The organism is Sagittula sp. SSi028, from assembly GCF_048553715.1.
GTDB lineage: Bacteria > Pseudomonadota > Alphaproteobacteria > Rhodobacterales > Rhodobacteraceae > Sagittula.
Genome location: NZ_JBLZNC010000009.1, coordinates 72,744 through 89,251, shown reverse-complemented (window position 1 = coordinate 89,251; position 16,508 = coordinate 72,744). Strand labels below are relative to the sequence as shown.

The 16,508-nt window shown below is 63.1% G+C and carries 13 protein-coding genes; 5 read left to right on the top strand and 8 right to left on the bottom strand.

Going from position 1 to position 16,508, the window contains the following annotated elements:
* Positions 1-17: 17 nt before the first annotated feature.
* Positions 18-3,497 carry a hypothetical protein gene (locus tag ACN5AZ_RS16195; protein WP_419429947.1) on the top strand — a complete coding sequence of 1,160 codons (3,480 nt, stop codon included), beginning with the start codon at positions 18-20 and terminating at the stop codon, positions 3,495-3,497.
* A 21-nt stretch (positions 3,498-3,518) separates the two neighbouring features.
* Here the strand turns inward: ACN5AZ_RS16195 and ACN5AZ_RS16190 are convergent, their stop codons facing one another.
* The 8 genes from ACN5AZ_RS16190 to ACN5AZ_RS16155 form a co-directional block, all read right to left on the bottom strand.
* Entirely contained in the window at positions 3,519-3,983 is a 465-nt protein-coding gene (locus ACN5AZ_RS16190) for a RidA family protein (protein ID WP_419429946.1), read from the bottom strand.
* Entirely contained in the window at positions 3,980-5,167 is a 1,188-nt protein-coding gene (locus tag ACN5AZ_RS16185; protein ID WP_419429945.1) for an amidase, read from the bottom strand. The genes ACN5AZ_RS16190 and ACN5AZ_RS16185 overlap by 4 nt, the downstream gene beginning before the upstream one ends.
* Positions 5,168-5,179: 12 nt before the next feature.
* Complete coding sequence (locus ACN5AZ_RS16180; protein WP_419429944.1) at positions 5,180-6,157, bottom strand: ABC transporter ATP-binding protein; 978 nt, start codon at positions 6,155-6,157, stop codon at positions 5,180-5,182.
* A 73-nt stretch (positions 6,158-6,230) separates the two neighbouring features.
* A complete protein-coding gene (locus ACN5AZ_RS16175) occupies positions 6,231-7,280 on the bottom strand; it encodes an ABC transporter ATP-binding protein (protein ID WP_419429943.1) in 1,050 nt (349 codons plus the stop codon).
* Positions 7,267-8,163, bottom strand: a complete 897-nt coding sequence (locus tag ACN5AZ_RS16170; protein ID WP_419429942.1) for an ABC transporter permease — start codon at positions 8,161-8,163, stop codon at positions 7,267-7,269. Before ACN5AZ_RS16170 ends, ACN5AZ_RS16175 begins: the two co-directional genes overlap by 14 nt.
* Before the next feature lie 2 nt (positions 8,164-8,165).
* Positions 8,166-9,119, bottom strand: a complete 954-nt coding sequence (locus tag ACN5AZ_RS16165) for an ABC transporter permease (protein ID WP_419429941.1) — start codon at positions 9,117-9,119, stop codon at positions 8,166-8,168.
* Between the two features lie 71 nt (positions 9,120-9,190).
* Entirely contained in the window at positions 9,191-10,789 is a 1,599-nt protein-coding gene (locus ACN5AZ_RS16160; protein WP_419429940.1) for an ABC transporter substrate-binding protein, read from the bottom strand.
* 257 nt (positions 10,790-11,046) lie between these two features.
* Complete coding sequence (locus ACN5AZ_RS16155) at positions 11,047-11,670, bottom strand: aspartate/glutamate racemase family protein (protein WP_419429939.1); 624 nt, start codon at positions 11,668-11,670, stop codon at positions 11,047-11,049.
* 329 nt (positions 11,671-11,999) lie between these two features.
* Between ACN5AZ_RS16155 and ACN5AZ_RS16150 the strand changes: the two genes are divergently transcribed.
* The 4 genes from ACN5AZ_RS16150 to ACN5AZ_RS16135 are packed head-to-tail and all read left to right on the top strand — an operon-like array spanning position 12,000 to position 16,504.
* Positions 12,000-13,073: a TRAP transporter substrate-binding protein gene (locus tag ACN5AZ_RS16150; protein WP_419429938.1), complete on the top strand. Its 1,074-nt coding sequence runs from the start codon at positions 12,000-12,002 to the stop codon at positions 13,071-13,073.
* Position 13,074: 1 nt separating this feature from the next.
* The gene (locus ACN5AZ_RS16145; protein WP_419429937.1) at positions 13,075-13,590 is read left to right on the top strand and encodes a TRAP transporter small permease subunit; all 516 of its coding nucleotides are present in this window, start codon (positions 13,075-13,077) and stop codon (positions 13,588-13,590) included.
* A gap of 1 nt (position 13,591) precedes the next feature.
* On the top strand, positions 13,592-14,917 hold the full coding sequence (locus ACN5AZ_RS16140; protein WP_419429936.1) for a TRAP transporter large permease: 1,326 nt from the start codon (positions 13,592-13,594) through the stop codon (positions 14,915-14,917).
* A gap of 3 nt (positions 14,918-14,920) precedes the next feature.
* The gene (locus ACN5AZ_RS16135; RefSeq protein ID WP_419429935.1) at positions 14,921-16,504 is read left to right on the top strand and encodes a gamma-glutamyltransferase family protein; all 1,584 of its coding nucleotides are present in this window, start codon (positions 14,921-14,923) and stop codon (positions 16,502-16,504) included.
* Positions 16,505-16,508 lie beyond the last annotated feature (4 nt).

The window sequence follows — 16,508 nt, the reverse complement described above, 5'->3', positions numbered from 1 at the left end:
TCATGAGGATGCCTGTTATGCACCATCTATACCGCACCGCCGCCACGGCGCTGGTTCTCGGCGTTCTGTCCGGCCAAGGGGCCGCGCAGGATGTTATCGCCACGGGAACGGGGTTTGTGATCTCTGTGGATGCAGGCGACGGGCTTGCGCGCGTGTCCGAGGATTTCACCGGCGTCGCGGCCCCCAGCCCGGAGGTGGCGACAGCTTTGCCACAGCCTGTGGACTGGCAGCTTGCGGCGTCTGACATCGCGGTCAGCTTTGACGGGCTGGACGTGAAGCGGCGTCTTGATGCGCTGGTTCTGACCGAAGGCCCGATCCGCGCGGGCCAGACGGTGCAGGTGCAAAGCCAGATGAACTACCCCGCGTTTGTGCGCCGTGCGGACCTGCGCGTGATTGATCTCGGCGCGCGGGGCGGGCCGCGCACCATCAGCGTGGTGCCGATTGCGCCGAATGGCACGGCCGAGGTCACAGTGCCGAGCGACAGCGTTGATCTGGTGCTGTCGCACCGGGTCTATGACGCGCGCGGCCGCTATGACGAAACCGCCTCGATCCCGCTGCGCGCGGATGAGGCGGGGCTTGCGCGTCTGGGGGATCTTGCGGTCGAGGAAGGCACCAGCACGCTGGCGCGGACGCGCATTCCGGTGCATGGGGGCGCGGTGACCGTGCGTGGCGACAACGTGCCCGACGGGGCGCGCATCCAGACGCTTGGCGAAACCCTGCGCCCGGATCCGGACGGGCGCTTTGTGATCCAGCGGATTCTGCCGCCCGGGGATCATCCGGTGCAGGTGCAGGTCAATGGCGTCAATCGCTCGCTCGATCTGGAGCGTGATATCACGGTGCCCGCCAGCGACTGGTTCTACACTGGCACGGTTGATCTGACCTTTGGCCGCCGGTTCGGTGATCCGACGGGTGCAAACGGGGCGTCGCTGCCCGACAGCTACTCTCATGGGCGGATCGCAGGCTACGCCAAGGGCAAAGTGCGCGGCGGCTGGACGATCACCGCCTCCGTCGACACGAACGAGACCGATCTGGACGAGATCTTTGACGATTTCGACAAAAAGGATCCCTATAGCACCCTGTTGCGGATGAGCCGCGACACGGCTTACCCGACCTACGGCGACGATTCCGTGATCGAGGATGACACCCCGTCGGACGGGAAATTCTATCTGCGGGCGGAACGGGACGGCAGTCACCTGATGTGGGGCAACTTCAAGACCTCCATCGACGGGACCTACTACCTGCGCAACGAACGCGAGTTGTACGGCGCGCAAGGGGTGTACCGCAGTCCGGCGCAGACCTCGCACGGGCAGCCGCGCCTGTCGGTGGAGGCCTTCGCCGCCACGCCGGACAGCCTTCCGGGGCGCGAGGTGTTTCGCGGCACCGGCGGTTCTGTGTATTTCTTGCAGAATGCGGATCTGTCGATCGGGTCGGAAACGGTCACTGTGCAACTGCGCGACACGGACACCGACCGGGTGATTTCGACCACCCGCCTGGTCGAAGGGCGCGATTACACCATCAACTACACGCAAGGGTCAGTGCTGTTGAACGCGCCGCTGACAGGGTCGACGGGCAGGGGCACCGTCGTCACCGATCCGGGCGGGGACTATGACGTCGATCTGGTGGTGCAATACGAATACACCCCTGTCGCCGGTGACGTGGATGGCACCAACTTTGGTGGCCGGGTCGAGGCATGGGTCAGCGATGGCATTCGTGTGGGGGCCACGCGTACTGTGGACCGCACGGGCTTTGCCGATCACACCGCCAGCGGTGTGGACCTGCGCCTGCAACGGACGGAAAACACCTATCTTGATCTGGAACACGCGCGCACCGATGGGCCGGGGTTCGGGTCGTCCTATTCGTCCAACGGGGGCCTGATCGTCACCACCGAGGCAGGCAGCGATGGCACGGGCGAGGCATGGGCCGCACAAGGCCATGCAGATTTTGCCGATCTCGGGCTCGGGTTGGACGGGTCTATTGCCGGTTACTACGAACGCCGCGAGGCCGGGTTTTCGTCGCTCGATTACCAGATCGACGAGGACGAAGAGCTGTGGGGTCTGTCCGCGCAATTCACCCCGCGTGAGGGTGTGGCACTGCGCCTGTATTACGACGACGCCCACGACACCTCTGGGAAGGCCATTCGCGAGGGCGGCGCCGAGTTGGATCTGATGCTGTCGGCTAAGACAACGCTCAGCTTCGGTGTTGAACATCTGGATGTCGAGAATCCGAGCCTGTCCAGCGACGACACAGGCGAACGCACGGATGCGGCGGTGCGCATCACCTTCGCCCCGCGCGAGGATCTCAGCTATTACCTGTTTGGCCAAGCCACGCTGCAACAGTCCGGCGACATCGAAAACAACGACCGTATCGGCGCGGGCATCAGCTACCGTTTCACCGAGAACTGGACGGTCGAGGGCGAGCTGTCCGATGGCAGTCAGGGCACGGGCGGGGCGCTGTTGTTCACCCGTCAGGGCGAGGGCAGCGACAACGTCTATCTGGGCTACCGTTTGCAGCCGGGGCGAGATTTCAGCGGCGTGACCCTGCGTGGCGAGGATAGGGGCACCTTTGTTGTCGGTGGCCAGAAGCAGGTCAATGAGGATGTGACCTATTTTGGTGAGAACACCTACGATCTGTTTGGCCGCCATCATGCGCTGACCAGTGCCTATGGCGTGGAATACCGCGCGAGTGAGCAAACCGTTCTGTTCGCCGGGCTGGAAACCGGACGCGTGAACGACAGCGCTTTTGACGACGATTACGACCGCAACGGGGTGTCGGTGGGCTTTCGCCATGATGACGGAGCGGGTCTGCAGGCGCGGGCGCGTCTGGAATACCGTGTGGATCGGGGCACGCTGTCGGGCACGGACCGTGACCTTGATTCGCTGCTGCTGGCGGCCAGCGCGACCTACAAGATCGATGAGGAACGCAGGTTGCTGTTCAACCTCGATTATTCCGACATTGATGCAAACTCTGCCTCGCTGGAGTCTGGCACCTATATCGAAAGCTCGCTGGGCTATGCGATCCGTCCGATCTGGGACGACCGGTTCAACCTGCTGTTCCGCTACCGGTACCTGTACGACAGCATCGGTCAGGAAATCGACGGCACAGACCAATACGGCCCCCGTCAGGAAAGCCATGTTCTCAGCGTGGATGCGGAATATGACCTGACGCAGCGCTGGTCGGTGGGCGGCAAATTCGGTGGCCGTTGGTCACGCAGCAGCCCCGATGAAAGCGTCGACTTCGCGCGCAATGATGCGTGGCTGGCGGTGGGCAACCTGCGCTGGCACGCGGTCCACAACTGGGATGTCCTGCTGGAGGCCCGGCATCTGGAGGCCAAGCAGGCCGAGATATCAGAGACCTCGGCCGTGGGCGCGGTGTACCGCCACTTTGGCAACACGTTCAAACTGGGCGTGGGCTACAACTTTGGCAGCTTTTCCGACGACCTGACGGATCTGACCTATGACGACAAAGGGGCCTTTGTGAACGTGATCGCCAAATTCTAAGGCGATCACGTCCCGTGGGGGTCAGTGCAGTTCGACCACGGCGTCGACCTCGACCAAAGCGCATTCCGGCAACGAGGCCACATTGACGGCGGTGCGGGCGTGGCGCCCGGCCTCGCCATACAGATCGATGAACAGTTGCGAGGCGCCGTTGACCACGGCTGGACCTTTGCCAAAGGTGGGCTCTGCCGCGACGAAGCCACCCAAGCGGACGACGCTGGCCACGCTGTCGAGACTGCCGGTGATCTGTTTGATGCAGAACAGCATGTTCAGCGCGCACATCTGTGCGGCCTTCTGCGCCATCTCCATATCCAGACCCTCGCCTGCGGGCCCGAAATACTGCGGCACCCCTTCCCATTCGCAAATCTGGCCGGACAGGTACAACAGATTGCCGGTGACTTTGCCGGGAAGGAACAGTGCCCGCGACGGGGCAGAGGGCGGCAGGGCCAACCCCATCTCGGTCAGGCGGGTCTCTACGGGGCAGCTCATGCGGGGATCTCCTGTTTGGTGTAGGCTGACAGTGAGTGCGCCAGCCGTATTAATGAAAGGTCCGATCCGCGCGGGCCGATCAGCGACACGCCATAGGGCGCGCCATCCACATCCCCCGCCGGCATCACCACCTGCGGCAGACCGGCAAGGCCCGCCACGCACAGCAGGCGCATGGCGTGGTGGCGGTAGCTGTCAAAAACGCTCTCCGGCGCATCAAGGCGGAATGGCGCATCATGGCTGACCGGTGCCATCAACACGCCATCTGCCCCTAACAGGGCATCGACATGTGCGCGGAACGTATCGCGGGCGGCCCGCCCAATAGCGGCTTGTTCGTCTGTCAACGCTTCGGCGGCAGCGGCCCGCCCGTCGATGCCGCGCACCGTCGGCATGCCAGAGGCACGGATAAAGGGCACGATATCGCGTTTGGCATCGGCGCTCATGGTGGTCAGGAATGTCTCGTACAGGGCGTCGATCCCGTCGGGATACAGGTTGTCCAAAGGCTGGTGCGGGATGTCGACAAATGCACCCTCCAGCACCGCGCGCTGTGCTTCGCCGACGTCGTCCCACATCTGCACAGGGCGCATCATGCGCGGGGTGTCGAGCGTGGGACCATCATCGTCCAACAAAACGGACATGGCCCGCAAAAGCGTGCCCGCATCGCGCGCAAAGACACCGGCGGTGTCGTAGCTGCGACCCAACGGCTGTACCCCGTCCAATGAAATGCGCCCATGGGTCGGGCGGATGCCCCAGATCCGGCAAAAGCTGGCCGGGGCGCGCACGGACCCGCCGGTATCAGTGCCCAAAGCGATGTCGCACAGGCCCGCAGCCACAGCCACCGCCGATCCCGACGACGACCCGCCGGGAATGCGATCCGGCGCGGCAGGGTTCACCGGCGTGCCGAAATGCGCGTTCATCCCGTACATCGACCACGCAAGCTCGTCCGTGTGGGTCTTGCCGACAAAGCGCGCGCCTGCGTCGAGCAGTTTCTGCACCGCAGGGGCGGTCGTGGTCGCGACCTCGCTCATGGCCAGCGCGATGGGGCAGCCCGAACCGGTGCGATAGCCCACGACATCATAGAGATCCTTCACCCCGAGGGTCAGCCCGTCGAGCGGCCCTTGGCCATTGGGCACGGCGACGGGCGAGTAGGGCATGAAACAGCGGTAGGGGTCTTTGTCCAATAACATAGGCGTCTCGATTTATTCGGCCGCCATAGGGGCGGTTTCCAGCAGACAGGCCACGCGACGACGTGCGGCGGGGGTGGCGACCGGGGGCAAGGCGGTACGGCAGGCGGGCATCACCTTGGGGCAGCGGGGCGCAAAGGGGCAGGCGTCGGGCTTGGTCTCCAGCGCGGGAGGCGCGCCGGGAATGGCGTTTAGCCGCGCCCCGCGTTCCACATCGTGCAGGTTCGCCGCCAGCAACCCTTGGGTATAGGGGTGCCGCGCATCGCGGATGATTTCGCGGGTGGTGCCTTCTTCGATGATCTGGCCGGCATACATGACCGCCACCCGTTCGGAGATTTCCACCGCCACGCCAATGTCATGGGTGACAAAGATCACGCCCATGCCGAATTCCTTTTGCAGCTCGCGCAGCAGCAACAGGATCTGGATCTGGACCGTGGCATCCAGTGCGGTCGTGGGTTCATCCGCCAGCAACAGACGGGGGCGACAGGCCAAGGCCAGCGCGATCATCACCCGTTGGCGCATGCCGCCGGACAGCTCGTGCGGATAATTGTGCAGCCTGCGATTGGCCGACGGGATGCGCACACGGTCGAGCATCTCCAAGGCGACGGACATGGCCTCGTCCTTGCTCAGGCCTTTGTGGCGCATCACCGACTCTGCAATCTGGTGACCCACGGTATAGACCGGGTCCAGCGCCAGCGCCGGTTCCTGGAATACCATCGACACCTCCGCCCCGCGATAGCGGCGCAGCGCCTTGCCCGACAGGGACAAAACATCGGTGCCGTTGACCTTTATGCTGCCCTCCACCGTGCTGCGTTTGGGGGGCAAAAGCCCCAGCAGCGTCTTGAGCGTCACCGATTTGCCAGAGCCGCTTTCGCCCAGCAAGGCCAGCGTTTCGCCCTGTTCCATCGACAAGGACACGTTGTTGATCGCATGCACTGTGCGTTTGCCGGAAAAGCGCACGCTCAGATCATCAATTTCGAGAAGTTTGGTCATGTGGCGTCCTTGGTCTCAGTGGCGGAGGCCGTCCAGAAAGGGGCGCTGCGGGGTTGTTGGGGGCGTGTCAGTGTCATTGCGGCACCCCCTGTCCGCCTTTGGGATGGCCAGAGCCTGCGTCATGCAGATGGCAGGCGACCAGATGATCGGCATTGTCGCGCAATCCCGCCAGCGTCGGCGCGCGGCCTTTGCAGACCTCGGCGGCAAAGCGGCAGCGGGTGTGAAAACGGCAGCCCTTGGGCGGGTTGATCGGGTTTGGCGGATCGCCGACCAAGGGCGGCTCCTTGGTGCGGTTGTCCGGGTCCATCGAGGGCATCGCGGAAAACAGCGAACGGGTATAGGGATGCGCCTGCGCCTGCCAGATGCTGTCCACCGGCGCGACCTCGACCACCTCCCCCAGATACATGACCAGAATGCGGTCAGAGATATAGCGCACAACGTTCAGGTCGTGAGAGATAAAGATATAGGTCAGCCCGAATTCCGCCCGCAGATCGCTGAGCAGGTTCAGCACCTGCGCCTCGACCGATTTGTCCAGCGCGGAGACGGCCTCGTCGAGGACCACAAGTCGCGGCGACATGGCAAGCGCGCGGGCAATGTTGACCCGTTGCCGCTGGCCGCCGGACAGCTCGTGCGGGTAGCGGTGGGCAAAGCGGTTGGGGTCCAGACCGACGCGGTCCAGCATGGCGCGGGCCAGATCTTGCGGCTTGTCCAGCCCCTGCACCTCGGCACCAAAGGCCACGGAATCAAGGATCGTGAGGCGCGGGTTCAGCGTGGCATAGCTGTCTTGGAACACCATCTGGACGCTGCGGCGCAGATCCTTCAGCGACAGCCGTTCACCCAAGGCGTGCCCGTCGAAAATGATGTCGCCCTTGTCCTTTTCGGTCAGGCCGATCAGCAGCTTGGCGGTGGTGGATTTGCCGCAGCCGCTTTCGCCCACGATGCCAAGGGTTTCGCCCTTTTTGACCGCGAAGGACACGCCATCCACGGCCTGCACTTGCGCCTGCGTGCGGCCCAGCAGCCCGCCGCGCACCGGAAAGTGCTTTTGCAATTCGCGCACGATCAACAAGGGTTGCGCCGGTCCGCCGGTGTCGGGGCTGGGGGTGTAGGTTTCAGTCGCGGACATTCATGGCACTCCTCAGGCCATCGCTGAGCAGATTGAGACACAGCGAAGTAATAAAGATCATGACGCCGGGCAGGGCGGACAGCCATGGATTGACGTAGATCGCAGAGCGCAGGGTGTTGAGCATCAAACCCCATTCCGGCTCTGGTGGGCGCACGCCGATGCCCAGAAACGACAACCCCGCCGCAAGGATCATGCACACGCTGGTCAGCGAGGTGGCATAGACAAAGATCGGCGACAGGACGTTGCCTATGACATGCACGCGGATCACGGTCCACGCACTGGCCCCTGTGGCGCGGGCAGCATCAATGTAATCCAGGGCGCGCACGCCCGATGTCACCGCCTCGGCCACGCGGGTGATGGGCGGCACAAACACGATGGTCAGCGACACAAGACTGTTGGTGATCCCCGCGCCCAAAGCGCCCGAGATGGCAATCGCGAGCAGCACAGACGGAAAGGCAAAGAACACATCGACCGTGCGCATGATGATCGTGTTGGTCAGCCCGCCGACATAACCGGCGGTGATCCCCAAAGCCGAGCCTATGAAAAAGGCCAGCACCACAGGCATCAGCCCGATGAACAGCGTCAGCCGCCCGCCATAGATCAGGCGGGCCAGCATATCGCGCCCCTGTTCATCGGTGCCGAGGATGTGGCCTTCGGTGCCCAAGGGTTTCAGCCGCGCGATCATCGACCCTTTGTAAGGATCGGCCAGCCCCAGCCACGGGGCAAAGATCGCCGCAAGGATCAGCGCAAGGATCACCCCCGCACAGATCATCGTCAGCGGGTCACGGACCAGCCGTGCGCCCACGCCGGCCCAGTACCCTTGGGGCTTCTCTGTGGCAGGTGCAGCAATGGCGGCGGTGGCAGGTGTGTCTGTCATGGCCATGATCAGGTCCTTTGAATGCGGGGGTCGATGGCGGCTTGGGCCACGTCGACAATCAGGTTCATGGCGACAAAGAACAGCGCAAGCACAAGGATCGTGCCTTGCAGCAGCGGCAGATCCCGCTGGAAGATGGCGTTCGACAGCAAGAACCCGGACCCCGGCCAGTTGAACACGGTTTCAATCAGGATGGACCCGCCCAGCAGGTAGCCCAGCTGCAGCCCCATCACCGACAGGGCGGTGGCGGCGGCGTTGCGGGCCACGTGGCGCAGCACATCGGCGCGGCTCATACCCTTGGCATACAGGGCGTCGACAAAATCCTGTGACAGGATATCACCGGCCAGTGCGCGCACGGTGCGCGATACGATCCCGATGGGCACCACGGCAAGGGTAACGGCAGGCAGGATCAGGTGGCGCATGTGCTCCCAGTTCCATTGCCATTCCGATGACCCGCCGGGCCCGGCCCCCATGGACGGCAGCCAGCCAAGGTTCACGGAAAAGATGATGACCAGCACGATGCCCAGCCAGTAATTGGGGACCGACACACCGGCGATCGAGATCGCGGTCACCGTGCGGTCGATCCATGTGTCGCGGAAGTACCCCGCCAAAAAGCCAAGCGCGGTCCCGATGGGAAAGGCGATCACAGCCGCCGTGACAGCCAGCAAAAGCGAGTTCTGGACCGCTCCAAAGACTTCGCCCGCGACGGGGCGGCCTGTGGCGATGGACCGGCCCATGTCCCCCTGAAGCAGGTTGCCGATCCAGATGGCGTATTGAACCGGCAGCGGTTTGTCCAAACCGTAGGCCGCGCGCATGGCGGCTTGTTCTTCGGCGGTGGCATCAACGGGCATGATGGCGGTCAACGGATCGCCGGGGGCGATCTGGACCAGCAGGAAACAGATGACCGACACGCCAAAAGCCACAGGCAGCACAAGGATGAGGCGGCGAATTAAATAGGTAAGCAAGGGTCTGACCTTCGGGTTGCAGGGTCGCAGGAGCTCCGCGGGCAGATCGCCCGCCCGCGGAGGTGGCCGGATCAGTCGGCCATCGTGATCGACGAGAAGTTCTGGTACCAGTTCTGCGCCTGAACAAATCCTTCGACCTTGGGCGACAGGGCGCGCGGTGCCACGTCATGTGTCACGAACAAGAACAGCGCGTCGTTGACGTATTTCTCGTGGGTTTTCTGCAGCACGGCCTGTTGGGCTTCGGGATCGAAGGTGGTCTTGATCTCTTCGAACAGCGCTTGCATTTCCTCGTCACAGTAATGGCCCCAGTTGGTGCCGTTGGGTGCGATCAGGTTGCAATCGAGGTGACGGATCAGGCCGGTGAACGGGTCCTGAATGAAGTAGGTGAAGTTGATCGACTGCGCGCCGTCCACCGCTTCGTCACCGGCACCTGCCCGCCACAGGTTGATCATCTGGTTCCATTCCACGACCGAGAATTCGACGTCGATCCAGATTTCGGCAAGGCTTTGCTGCACGAATTCGTTCATCGGCAAGGGCAGCATCTGGCCAGAGCCGGAGGGCGAAATCAGCGCCTTTACCTCAAGCCGGTTCTCGGGGCCAAAGCCTGCCTCTTCCATCAGCGCCTTGGCGGCATCGAGATCATAGGAGGGATCGAAATCCGGTGTGCCGAACCAGTTCGACGACGGCGGCAGGAAGCCCTTGGCCGGGATCATCAGCCCGCCCAGAAGCGGCATCATCGCCTCGCGGTCGATGGCCATGTTGGCGGCTTTGCGCACGCGGATATCGTTCCACGGGGACCCTTCGCGGCGGTTCAGGTGCCATGTCCAGTTGTGCGGGTAGGCGTTCGAGGAGATCTTGAAGCCATTGGCCTCCATCGCGGGGATGGTGTCAGGGGCGGGGGCCTCGATCCAGTCGACCTGACCGGACATCAGCGCCGCGGCGCGGGCGTTCGGCTCGGGCAGGGGGATCAGCACCAACTCGTCCAACTGCGGCACGCGGCTGTCGTCCCAATACTCGGCAAAGGGTTCCAGAACCGCGCGTTCACGGGGGACAAATTCGGTCAGCTTCCACGGGCCGGTGCCCGAGGGGGACATGGCGACCTGTTCCCAATCCTTGTCCAGCGCTTCCCAGTTTGCCTTGGACGACATCAGGATCCACGCCAGCTGATAGGGCAGGGTGGCGTCGGGCTCTTTTGTGGTGATGGTCAGGGTCAGATCGTCCACCGCCTCGTAGGAGGCCACGGCGGGGATGCGGGATTTGCCCTGCGCGGCTTGCCGCGAGTCATATTGTTCCGAGCTTTCGTCCAGCAGCTTGTCGAAGTTCCAGACCACCACGTCTGCCGTCAGCGGCGAGCCGTCGTGAAAGGTCACGCCTTCACGCAGTTTGAAGGTCCATGTCAGTTCGTCCTCACCCACGGACCATTCCGTCGCCAGTCCGGGGATCAGTTCAGATGCCTTGTCCGCGCTGGTGAGGTCCCATTCGATAAGGGAATCGTAGACGGTATAGCCGATAAAGCGCATGCCTTCGCCGCCCTGATCGGTCTGGCCGGTGGTCAGCGGGATATCTGCGGCGGTCATGCCGATGCGCAGCGTGCCTTCGGCAAATGCCGGGGTAAAGGCCAGCGCCGCGATTGTCGCAAGGGCGGTAAGTCCCTTTTTAAACAGGGGCATAGGTGTCTCTCCGTTGGGTATGCGCCGGTTGCGGCGCTGTTATGTTTGGCCCGTGATGGCGATCACGAGCGTGGTTCCATACCCAAACTCTGGTCAGCGGCTTTTTCGCTTGGCCAGAATTCAAACGTGTCAGAAACATAGATATGCGGTTTGCATTTCTGCAGCTGCACAATCGGCGGGCTGATTAACGCCGCAGTGCCGCATTACGCAGCGAAAGCTGTGCGGCCATCCTCACGAATCCCCGTTGAGTTGCTAGGTCAACGAGTCGTCAGGGCGATTTGCATGGCCTTTGCCGCCTCGCGAATTGGGGAAATCAATGTCACCCCAAGCGGCGGGGTCAGGCGTTCGGCGGCCTCTCCCAAAGGGCCGCCCCCGATGATGACGGCCTGTGCGCCACGCTGCGCGGCCTGTGCCACCGCCGCGTCCAGCGATGCGTCGAGCAGCTTGGCATCGCGCATCAGCGCCTCCGGATCGCCGTCAGTCAGAAAGCACCCTATATAAGGTGTCGTGGCATGCTGCTGCATCAGCACATCTATCCGCGCGCGCAATCCGGGTGTCGTTGTCGCCACCGCAAACGGGCCGATCTTGGCGGCCGCTCGGGCCGCAGCCGCCCCGATACCGATGACAGGGCAGGGGAGCCTGCGTGCCAAGGCCTCACGCCCCGGATCGCCAAAGGCGGACACGATGACACCGCTGGGTTGGCCTACATCGGCGCGGGCGACCTCCAGCGCTTGGGCATCCAAGGCGGCCTCGTCGGTGATCATTCGTGGCCCGGCAGGCGCGGTCCATCCGCAGACGTCATCCAGACAGTTTTGCGCAATGGTGACCATCGCACGCGTGGTGTCGCTGTTGCTGTTGGGGTTCATCAATAGAACGGTCATGCGTGGCCTCGCCCTGTACACGGGCGGACAGTCGCCAGCGCGGGCGCAATTGTCCATCCGAGGCGTGGGAATCGGTTTGCCTGCGGGGTGATCCTTAGGGCTGCGGCTGAAATCCTGTGCGCTGAACCCCCGCAAATCTGGTGCTGAATGGCGTCAAAACCCGTTCGCGACGTTTTCAAACTGCATAAATTGTATTCAAAATTTACCTCGAATTAGATTTTGTATACAAAATGACATGTAAGACCGAAGATTGTCGGCAAAAGAGATGACGGGTCGGCCATTTTGCAGAAAGCCTAGAGACACTCCTCCGCTTCTCACAAGGATCTGACATGGACCGTCGTACATTCCTCACCTCCTCCGCCACTGTGGGTGCCTTGGCCGCCCCCACCGTTGCCCGCGCTCAATCCACATTCAACTGGAAGATGACCAACGCCTACGGCCCCGGCTCGCCCTTCTATGTTGAAGGCCCCGGCAGCCCGATGGATTTCTGCAAAAAGGTCGAGGCCATGTCCGATGGCCGTCTTAAGATCCAGCATTTCGCTGCAGGCGAGTTGATCCCCGCGCTTGAAGGCTTTGATGCGGTCCGCTCCGGCGCGATCGAGATGAACGCGGCCAACGCCTATTTCTGGGCGGGCAAGATTCCGGCGGCGCAGTATTTCACCACGGTGCCCTTCGGCATGAACTTTCAGGGCATGAACGCATGGCTCTATCACGGTGGTGGTATGGAGCTTTGGGACGAGCTGTATCAGCCGCTGGGCCTGAAGGCGCTGCCCATGGGCAACACCGGCGTGCAGATGACCGGCTGGTTCCGCGACCCCATCGAATCCGTGGCCGACTTCCAAGACCTGAAAATGCGCATCCCCGGTCTGGCGGGCAAGGTCTACGCCGCGCTTGGCGTTGACGTGAAACTGCTGCCGGGTGGCGAGATCTTCCCCGCGCTAGAACGTGGCGTGATCGATGCCGCAGAATTCGTAGGCCCCTATCAGGACCGTCGTCTGGGCCTGCAGAACGCCGCGAAATACTACTACACAACCGGCTGGCACGAGCCGTCGAACGTCACCGAGCTGCTGATCGGCGCCAAAGCGTGGGACAGCCTGCCCGCCGACCTGCAAGAAATCGTGAAAACCGCCGCGATGGCGTGCAACCTCGAAAGCCACACCTGGTGCGAGGCCAACAACGCCGCAGCACTGAAGGATCTGGTCGAGAACGAAGAAGTCGTGGCGCAGGTTCTGCCCGACGACGTCGTGGCTGAGCTGAAGTCGGTGACCGACACTGTGCTGGCCGATTTCGCAGCCCAAGACGAGCAGGTCAAGAAAGTCCACGATGCGTTCATGGCGTTCAAATCCGAACATGCGGCATGGGCTGCCGTGTCGGAAAAGCCGCTGTACGGGCTGCCGACCTAAGATGGCCGTGATCGCGAAACTGACGGACGGTGCCCATGGCATCGTCCGCGTCGTGGGGGAGGTCGCCGCATGGAGCGGCCTCGCCCTTGTGCTGTTGGTGGCGTTCAACGTGTTGTCGCGCTACCTGTTCTCCTATGGTTCCGTCGCGCTGCAAGAGGCGGAATGGCACCTGATGGCGGTCGCGGCCCTGTTCGGCATGTCCTACGGACTGAACCAAGGCGGCGAGGTCCGTGTCGACATTGCCTACGCCAAGTTCTCGCCGCGTGTGCAGGCGGCCATTGATCTGACCAGCGCTGTGCTGATGTGCGCGGTGTCGCTGATCATCGCCTATCTGTGCATCGCCTATGTGCAGTCGAGCTATTCCATCAACGAGGGGTCCCCCGATCCGGGTGGTCTGGGCTACCGCTATCTGCTGAAGGCCTGCCTGCCGGTGGCCTTTGTTCTGCTTGCGCTGCAATGCCTTGCCATGACGGGGCACGCGCTGATGGCGCTTCTACACCCCAAATCCGAGACATAAGATGCCGTTTACTGAAATCCTCGCCCTCGTGATGATCGGGGCGTTCTTCGTGATGCTGCTGGGTGGCATTCCCGTGGCCGTCTGTCTGGGCGTGACCGGACTGGTGTTCGGCTATGCGGGCTTTGGCCCCTTCCTGTTCACGCTGCTGCCGGCGCGTATCTTCGGCGTGATCACCAATTACACGCTGCTGGCGCTGCCCTTGTTCATCTTCATGGGCATCATGCTGGAGAAATCGAAAATAGCCGAAGAGCTGTTGGACGTGATCGGCTTTGCCATGGGCGGTCTGCGCGGCGGCATGGCCTTGGCGATCATTCTGGTGGGCGTTCTGATGGGCGCCGCATCCGGCGTGGTCGGCGCGACCGTGGTCACCATGGGGCTGATCGCGCTGGGTCCGGTGCTGAACCGGGGTTATGACACGGGCGTGGCCTGCGGGGTCATTTGCGCATCCGGCACATTGGGGCAGATTATTCCGCCGTCGCTGGTGCTGATCCTGCTGGCGGACATCATGGGGGAATCCGTGGGCACGCTGTTTGCCGCAGCCCTGTTCCCCGGCCTGCTGCTGTCGGGCCTGTTTGTGGCCTATGTCCTCGCCCTTGGGTTCTTCAAACCGGCATCTCTGCCTGCCATTCCCGCCGAGGAACGCGCGGCCCTGTCTGGCGGCGATCTGGCTAAAAAGCTGCTGCGCGTCGTCTTGCCCCCCATCGCATTGATCGTCGCGGTGTTGGGGTCGATCATCGGCGGTGTCGCCGCCCCGACCGAAGCGGCGTCGATGGGGGCTTTGGGATCGATTGTGCTGGCCGCGATGTCGGGCAAGCTGTCGTTTCCGGTGATGCGTGACGCGGTGCGCGGCGCCTTTGTGACCTCGGCCATGGTCTTCTTGATCCTGATCTTCGCGCAGCCCTTTGGCCTTGCGTTTAGGGGATTAGGTGGCGAAAACCTCGTGCACGACGCCTTTTCCATGGTGCCGGGCGGGATCAACGGACAGATCTTTTTCCTGATGCTGCTTTTGTTCGTGCTGGGGTTCTTTCTGGAATGGATCGAGATTTCCTATATCGCGCTGCCGCTGTTTTTGCCGATCTTCATGAACGCGGGCGTCGATATGGCATGGATCGCCATTCTGGTGGCGGTGAACCTGCAGACCTCGTTCCTGACACCTCCCTTTGGCTGGGCGCTGTTCTTTCTCAAGGGCGTGGCCCCGCCGCAGGTCAAAACATGGGACATCTACAAAGGCGTCCTGCCCTTCATCGGCTTGCAGCTGATCGGGCTGGCGCTGGTGTTCTCTTTCCCCGGGTTGGCCACTTGGCTGCCCCAAGCCATCGGGTGGTAAATCATGCTGCATTCCGCATTGGGTTATAAGGGGGCGGTCTCTGCCCCGCATCGCGCCGCTGCATTGGCGGGCCAGGAGGTGCTGGCCAAAGGTGGCACCGCGATCGAGGCGATGGTCGCCGCTGCCGCCACCATTGCCGTGGTCTATCCGCATATGAACGGCATCGGGGGCGATGGGTTCTGGATCATTCACCGCCCCGGTGAGGACCCCATCGGCATTTCGGCCTGTGGGCAGGCGGCGGCCCTCGCCACGCCTGAATGGTACGCAGAGCAGGGGTTTGATGCCTTGCCGACGCGGGGTGGGGCGGCCGCGTTGACGGTGCCCGGCACCGTCGGAGGCTGGCAGGCGGCGCTGTCGCTGGTGCCGGAGACCCGCCGCCTACTGCTGCCGGATCTGTTGGCGCGGGCGACGGGCTATGCCCGCGACGGCATTGCCGTGACAGGCAATCAGGCGCGGACCACGGCGGAAAAGCTGGCAGGCCTGCGCGATGTTCCGGGCTTTGCCGAGACGTTTCTGGTGGACGGCCAAGCGCCCCAAGCGGGTCACCTGATGCGCCAGCCCGCACTGGCCCGTACGTTCGAAACCTTGGCCACCGAAGGGCTGGACAGCTATTATACCGGCGATCTGGCGCGCACCCATGCCGCCTTCCTTGAGGCGCAGGGCAGCCCGCTGCGCGCGTCCGACTTCGCCAGCCAAACCGCCGAGCATGTCACCCCCCTGTCGGTTGAGACATCGCACGGGCGACTGTTCAACATGATTGCGCCCACGCAAGGTGTGTCCTCGCTCATGATCCTTGCCCTGTTCGACCGGCTTGGAGTGACCGAAGGTGAAGGTTTTGCCCATATCCACGGTCTGATCGAGGCAACCAAACAGGCCTTCATCCAGCGCAACGCGGAGCTGGGCGACCCCCGCAGCATGGCCACGCAGGCGCAGGATTGGCTGGATGCCGCGCATCTCGACGATCTGGCCAGCCGGATCGATCCGCAGACCGCCCTGCCATGGCCCTACGAGCCCAAGGACGGTGACACCATCTGGATGGGCGCGGCGGATGCGGACGGCACCGTGGTCAGCTTTATCCAAAGCGTGTTCTGGGAGTTCGGCTCTGGCCTGACCTGCCCCGAGACAGGGGTTTTCTTTCAGAACCGCGGCGCGGGCTTTAGCCTGACGCCGGGCCCCAACCAATTGCGCCCCGGCCACAAGCCGTTCCATACGCTGAACCCTGCCTTGGCGTTGTTGAACGACGGGCGTGTGATGGCCTACGGCACGATGGGCGGCGAGGGCCAGCCACAGACCCAGTCAGCGGTCTTCACCCGTCACGTACAATTCGGGATGGATCTGCAGGCCGCTGTCACAGCACCGCGCTGGCTGTTGGGCAAAACATGGGGCGATGACTCGACCACGCTGAAGATCGAGGACCGCTTTGCCCCCGATCTGGTCGCGGCCTTGTCCGATGCGGGACACGCGGTGGAACATATCGATGCCTTTTCCGATCTGGCCGGTCACGCAGGCGCGGTGGTGCGCCACCCGAACGGGCTGATCGAGGCGGCCAGTGATCCGCGCGCCGACGGCGCTGCCCTGACAAGTTGAGGGT

What these genes read in the sequence shown, in the direction of transcription:
- ACN5AZ_RS16155 (WP_419429939.1), bottom strand. Translation starts at nt 11,670, where the DNA reads ATGACCGTTCTATTGATGAACCCCAACAGCAACAGCGACACCACGCGT.
- ACN5AZ_RS16175 (WP_419429943.1), bottom strand. Translation starts at nt 7,280, where the DNA reads ATGTCCGCGACTGAAACCTACACCCCCAGCCCCGACACCGGCGGACCG.
- ACN5AZ_RS16195 (WP_419429947.1), top strand. Translation starts at nt 18, where the DNA reads ATGCACCATCTATACCGCACCGCCGCCACGGCGCTGGTTCTCGGCGTT.
- ACN5AZ_RS16140 (WP_419429936.1), top strand. Translation starts at nt 13,592, where the DNA reads ATGCCGTTTACTGAAATCCTCGCCCTCGTGATGATCGGGGCGTTCTTC.
- ACN5AZ_RS16135 (WP_419429935.1), top strand. Translation starts at nt 14,921, where the DNA reads ATGCTGCATTCCGCATTGGGTTATAAGGGGGCGGTCTCTGCCCCGCAT.
- ACN5AZ_RS16170 (WP_419429942.1), bottom strand. Translation starts at nt 8,163, where the DNA reads ATGGCCATGACAGACACACCTGCCACCGCCGCCATTGCTGCACCTGCC.
- ACN5AZ_RS16150 (WP_419429938.1), top strand. Translation starts at nt 12,000, where the DNA reads ATGGACCGTCGTACATTCCTCACCTCCTCCGCCACTGTGGGTGCCTTG.
- ACN5AZ_RS16185 (WP_419429945.1), bottom strand. Translation starts at nt 5,167, where the DNA reads ATGTTATTGGACAAAGACCCCTACCGCTGTTTCATGCCCTACTCGCCC.
- ACN5AZ_RS16190 (WP_419429946.1), bottom strand. Translation starts at nt 3,983, where the DNA reads ATGAGCTGCCCCGTAGAGACCCGCCTGACCGAGATGGGGTTGGCCCTG.
- ACN5AZ_RS16180 (WP_419429944.1), bottom strand. Translation starts at nt 6,157, where the DNA reads ATGACCAAACTTCTCGAAATTGATGATCTGAGCGTGCGCTTTTCCGGC.
- ACN5AZ_RS16145 (WP_419429937.1), top strand. Translation starts at nt 13,075, where the DNA reads ATGGCCGTGATCGCGAAACTGACGGACGGTGCCCATGGCATCGTCCGC.
- ACN5AZ_RS16160 (WP_419429940.1), bottom strand. Translation starts at nt 10,789, where the DNA reads ATGCCCCTGTTTAAAAAGGGACTTACCGCCCTTGCGACAATCGCGGCG.